The 5,480-nt window shown below is 69.6% G+C and carries 3 protein-coding genes and 1 pseudogene; 1 reads left to right on the top strand and 3 read right to left on the bottom strand.

The annotated features are described in order from the left end of the window. On the top strand, window positions 1-349 hold a 349-nt coding region (locus ACDELDRAFT_RS18500; protein WP_005799531.1), incomplete at its 5' end, for an LrgB family protein. Window positions 350-564: 215 nt separating this feature from the next. On the opposite strand, the gene ACDELDRAFT_RS18495 is transcribed toward ACDELDRAFT_RS18500, so the two are convergent. The 3 genes and pseudogenes from ACDELDRAFT_RS18495 to ACDELDRAFT_RS18485 form a co-directional block, all read right to left on the bottom strand. Then, window positions 565-1,845 carry a DUF445 domain-containing protein gene (locus ACDELDRAFT_RS18495; RefSeq protein ID WP_005799530.1) on the bottom strand — a complete coding sequence of 427 codons (1,281 nt, stop codon included), beginning with the start codon at window positions 1,843-1,845 and terminating at the stop codon, window positions 565-567. Window positions 1,846-2,113: 268 nt separating this feature from the next. Next, a complete protein-coding gene (locus ACDELDRAFT_RS18490; RefSeq protein ID WP_005799529.1) occupies window positions 2,114-3,253 on the bottom strand; it encodes an aminotransferase class V-fold PLP-dependent enzyme in 1,140 nt (379 codons plus the stop codon). A 156-nt stretch (window positions 3,254-3,409) separates the two neighbouring features. After that, a pseudogene (locus ACDELDRAFT_RS18485) lies at window positions 3,410-5,480 on the bottom strand (carboxyl transferase domain-containing protein); the annotation flags it as partial.

Raw genomic sequence — 5,480 nt, 5'->3', positions numbered from 1 at the left:
GCCGGCGGACGTGCTGCTGTCACTGGCCCCCAAATCGGTCACCGCCCCCGTCGCCATGGGCGTGGCGGCGCAGATCGGCGGCGTGCCGGCGCTGGCGGCCGTGTTTGCCGTGCTCACGGGCATGGTGGGCGCGCTGTCGGGCAAGTTCCTGTTCGACCTGCTGCGCGTGGGCACCGACGGCCCGGGGATGATGGCGCGCGGCTTCGCGCTGGGCACGGCCTCGCACGGCATCGGCGCGGCCCAGGCATTGCAATCCGATGCCGATGCGGGCGCCTATGCGGGCTTGGCACTGGGCCTGCAGGTGGTACTGGCGGCCTTGTTGATGCCGCTGGCGTTCCGGTTGTTCTGAGCCCCGCTCCACGCATTGCAAGGCGCCCGGCCCGCAAGCGCGCGATGCGATGTGTAGGCAGGCAGCCTGGCAGCCGCAGCCCGGCACATCGCTGGCGGCCTTGGCTATTGCAGGCCTTCCTGCGGAGTTGCATCTTCTGCGCCTGAGGGCAAACCGAATTCAGCGCTGCGGCGGCTGGCGTTTCCACAGCGGCCGAACGGTGGCCAGGATGCGTATCAGGGCACCAGCACCCGCCCCCATTCGGCCACGTGCGACACGGCAAACAGCGCCAGCCCGATCAGCCCACCCACCACCGTGCCGTTGACGCGGATGTACTGCAGATCCTTGCCGATGTTCAGCTCGATGAGGTGTGAGAGCTCCTGCGCGTCCCAGCGCTGCACCGTGTCCTGGATGTGCTGCGCGGCAAACTGCGCCACATCGGGCGCCAGGCCCTGCACCCAGCTTTCCAGCCGCGCGTTGAGCGACTGGCGCAGCGCCGCATCGCCCGTCAGCGAGCGGCCCAGCCACGCTCCCATGGCCTGCACATTGCGCGCCACGGCCGAGTTTTCATCGGCCAGGTCGCGCTGCACGGCCACGCGCATGCCCTGCCACAGATCCCGCACATAGCGGCCCAGGGTGGCGTTGGTCTGCAGGTAGCGCCGGATCTCCTCGCCTTTGCGCGCCCATTGCGGATCGGTCTGTAGCCGCAGCGCCAGCCGCTGCACGGCCAGGTCGAACTGCTCTCGCAACTGGTGCTGCGGGTTCTGCGCCACGTCGGCCAGCAGGGCTTCGAGCGCATTGGCGATCATGGCCGACCCTTTGTCGCCCAGCCAGTCGGTGGGCAGCATCTTTTCCTTGAGCGGGTGTTCCTTCTTGAGCCACTGCACGATGGTGGTGGCAATCAGCTGGCGTGTCCCCTCTTCCTGCAACGCCGGAATCAGGCGGCCCAGCGCCTCGTCGAGCAGTGCCTGGTGCCGCCCCTCGTGTGTGAGGGCACCCAGCACCGTGGCCAGAGTGCCCGACAGATCGATGCGCCCGATGAGGGTGCGCGCAGCCTTGCGGATGAAACGCTCCATCGGCGCATCCTGCACCGCATCAAGCGCGGCGCTGAGCAGCCGCGCCGCCTGCTGCCCCAGCAGCCCGGCATTGCCCGCATCCCCGAGCCACTGGGCCAGCCGCAGGGCCGGATCGTGGCGCCGGATCAGCGCCACCAGCGAGGGCGGGTCGAGAAAGCGGTCGCGTACAAAGGTGGCCAGGTTCTCGCCGATGCGGTCCTTGTTGCGAGGGATGACGGCGGTGTGCGGAATGGGCAACCCGAGCGGCCGCCGGAACAGCGCCACCACGGCAAACCAGTCGGCCAGGGCCCCCACCATGGCGGCCTCGGCCACCGCCTTGAGCGCATCCACGCCCAGGCTGCGCGGCAGCAGACAGGTGGCAATGAACACGGTCGTGACCAGCAGCAACAGCGCCAGGGCCTGGCGTTTGGCGCGTTTCAGGGCAAGGGCTTGCGCGGTCATACCGAAGGCACTCCTGGGTTTGATGGCCGATCAGGCTGCCACGCTAGCACGGCAGGCCGCCCACCGGTGTCAGCGCGTGCCCCGGGGAGCTGACCGAAGACATTTTGCCCTCTGGCGCACATCCCGCAAGCGCAAACCGCTATGGTTTCAAGAGCATCTCAACGGTCCGCTGCGCGCTGCTGCAGCAGCGCAACAGGGCATCCCCGGCCAGTCGCCCCTGGCGGCGGCACCACCCCAGCGCGGCGCGCACGGGCGCAGCGCCCATGGCTCAGCCCTTCACCCCCATGGCGTCGAGCGCCGTGGCCAGGTGGCCCACGGTGCGTTCCACGTTGTGCCATTTCTCCAGCCCGAACAGGCCGATGCGGAAGCTCTTGAAGTCCGGCCCCTCGTCGCATTGCAGCGGCACGCCCGAAGCCGTCTGCAGGCCCACGGCGGCGAACTTGCTGGCGTTCTGGATGCCGGGGTCGGTGGTGTAGCTCACGACCACGCCGGGCGCCTTCCAGCCCTCGGCGGCCACGCTGGGGAAGCCGCGCGATTCGAGCAGCGCGCGCACCTTTGCGCCAAGTTCGATCTGCTCCTGGCGCACCTTCTCGAAACCGTATGCGCGGGTTTCCAGCATCACCTCGCGCAGGCGCACCAGCGCATCGGTGGGCATGGTCGTGTGGTAGGCGTGCTGGCCTTTCTCGTAGCCCTCGGCGATCTGCATCCACTTCTTCAGGTCGCACGAGAAGCTGCTGCTCTGCGTGCCATCGATGGCCTGGCGGGCGCGCTCGCTCAGCATCACCATGGCGCAGCAGGGCGAGCCGCTCCAGCCCTTTTGCGGTGCAGAAATCAGCACATCCACGCCGGTGGCCTGCATGTCCACCCACATGGCGCCCGAGGCCACGCAATCGAGCACGAACAGCGCGCCCACTTCGTGCGCTGCGGCCGTCAGCGTGCGCAGGTAGTCGTCCGAAAGAATGATGCCGCTGGCCGTTTCCACATGGGGTGCGAACACCACCTTGGGTTTTTCAGCGCGGATGGCGGCAGCCACCTCCTCGGCGGGTGCGGGCGCCCAGGGTGCCTGTGGGCCGCTGCCCTGCTGGCGCGCCTTGCAGACCACGGCGCCGCCGCCCAGGCCTTTGTCGGCATCGAAAATCTGGCTCCAGCGGTAGCTGAACCAGCCGTTGCGCACGATCAGCACCTTCTGCTGGTTGGCGAACTGGCGCGCCACGGCTTCCATGCCGAAGGTACCGCTGCCGGGCACCAGCACGGCGGTGTGCGCGCCGTAAACTTCTTTCAATGTGGAAAGAATGTCCTGCATCACGCCGGTAAAGCGCTTGGACATGTGGTTGAGCGCGCGATCGGTGTAGACCACCGAGAATTCGAGCAAGCCGTCAGGATCGATGTCGGGCAGAAGGCCGGGCATGGGGGTACTCCGTTGGTAGGGGCCGTAAGGGCCGCCACCAGCGGGTCAGCCGGGGGCGGCGTGTAACACGCATTTCAGCTTAGCACGGCCTGCTGCGCCTGCTGACCACGCCCCTGCGCCCGCCGAGGCCTTGCCGGGGCCGCTTGCAACCCACGGTTACCAGGTATCGACGAAGCGCGCGCCCAGCGCGCCCACGCGCGCCGAGGCCAGGCCGCGCGCCAGCCAGGCGCGCGTTTCCGCCGGGTCGATGACGGCATCGATCTCCAGCGTGGCGGCCATGTGCATGGCCTCGCCATTGGCGTAGGACTTGGCCACGAGTTTCTGGAACAGCGCGTCGCGCTCGGCGCCTTCGGGCAGGGCCTCCAGCTCCTTGCGGAAGCCCAGACGCACCGCGCCCTCCAGCCCCATGGCGCCGAACTCGCCCGTGGGCCAGGCGATGGTGAACACCGGCGCATGGAAGCCCCCGGCCGCCATGCCCATGGCGCCCAGGCCGTAGCCCTTGCGCAGCACCACACCGAAGAACGGCACGCGCAGGTGCGCGGCGGTGACGAACAGGCGGCTGACATGGCGCACCTGCGCCGTCTGCTCAACCTCGGGGCCCACCATGAAGCCGGGCGTGTCGATCAGGCTCACGAGCGGCAGGCCGTGCGCGTTGCACAGCTGCATAAAGCGCGCGGCCTTGTCGGCGGCCGGCGCGTCGATGGCACCGCCCAGGTGCAGCGGGTTGTTGGCGATCAGGCCCACGGGCCGGCCCTCGATGCGCGCCAGGGCCGTGTGGATGCCGGCGCCAAAACCCGTGCGCAGCATCAGCAGGCTGCCCTCGTCCACCAGGCCCGCCATGGCGGCGCGGGTGTCGTACACGCGCAGGCGGTTCTCGGGCACCACGGCGCGCAAGGTGCGCTGATCGGGAGCGGTCCATTGCGAGAAACGCCCCTGGAAGAACGACAGGTAGTGGCGCGCGGCATGCACGGCCTCTTGTTCGTTTTCGACGAGTAAATCAATCACGCCGTTGGCGTGCTGCACGGCGCTCGGGCCAATCTGCTCGGGCTTGAACACGCCCAGGCCGCCGCCTTCGATCATGGCCGGCCCGCCCATGCCGATGTTGCTGGCGCGCGTGGCGATGATGGCGTCGCAGCAGCCCAGCAGCGCGGCGTTGCCGGCGAAGCAGCGCCCCGCCGCGATGCCGACCACGGGCACCTGGCCCGAGAGCGCGGCATGGCTGGCGAAGGTGTGCACATGCAGGCCCGCGACGACGGGGATGTCGGTGTCGCCGGGCCGCCCGCCACCGCCCTCGGCGAGCACCACCACGGGCAACTGCTGGTCGAGCGCGATGCCCAGCATGCGGTCGGTCTTGGCGTGGTTGCGTGCGCCCTGGGTGCCGGCAAGCACGGTGGCGTCGTAGGCCATGACCACGGTGCGCGCTTTTTCTTCGCCGCACTGCGCGCCGTTGACGGCGCCGATGCCTGTCACCATGCCGTCGGCCGGGGTGTTGGCGATGAGGTCCTCCATGCTGCGCCGGCGCGCCTGCGCGGCCACGGCGAGCTGGCCGTATTCGATGAAGGAGCCTGCGTCACACAGGTCGGCGATGTTCTCGCGCGCCGTGCGCTGGCCCAGGGCATGGCGCTTGGCCACGGCGGCCGGGCGGTTCGCGTCGAGCGTGAAGGCGTGGCGGTCGATCACGCGCTGCAGGTCGGCGCGGATGTGGCCGGGGGTCCTGTGGCCTCCTCGGCCCGGCAGCGTCCAACGCGGTGTCGTGCACGGGTTCGAGCGCCAGCAGTTTGTGGCCCTGCGCCACGTAGGCACCGGGCGCGGCGGCGAGGTCCAGCACGCGGCCCGCGTGCGGCGCGAGCAGCACGTGTTCCATCTTCATGGATTCGAGCACGGCGAGCTCGGCGCCCGCCGCCACCACGTCGCCCTCGGCCACGGCGTACTGCACCAGGCGCGCGGGCATGGGGGCGCGCACAGCGTGCGGATCAGCGCCCTCCGGCGTGGCGGTGTTTTCTGAAGGGTTCTGGCCTTCTGCGCTTTCCGGATGCGCGCTGGCAGCTATGGTTTTGGAAGCATCAAGCAGCGCGGGCAGCACCTCCTCCACCCAGCGTGTGTGCACCTGCTGCGTGCCCATCTCGGGCCGCTCGGCCAGGGCCTGCAACAGCGCGACGTTGGTCGCCAGGCCGTCGATGCGGCACTCGGCCAGCGCGCGCTGGGAGCGGCGCAGCACATCGGCGAA

This window comes from Acidovorax delafieldii 2AN (assembly GCF_000175235.1).
Classification (GTDB): domain Bacteria; phylum Pseudomonadota; class Gammaproteobacteria; order Burkholderiales; family Burkholderiaceae_C; genus Acidovorax; species Acidovorax delafieldii_B.
Note: the sequence above shows the minus strand (reverse complement) of the source record. Positions and strands in the feature narration are given on the sequence as shown.

Bases quoted from the DNA above. Each gene is read 5' to 3' on its own strand.
- ACDELDRAFT_RS18490 (WP_005799529.1), bottom strand. From the start codon at position 3,253: ATGCCCGGCCTTCTGCCCGACATCGATCCTGACGGCTTGCTCGAATTC.
- ACDELDRAFT_RS18495 (WP_005799530.1), bottom strand. From the start codon at position 1,845: ATGACCGCGCAAGCCCTTGCCCTGAAACGCGCCAAACGCCAGGCCCTG.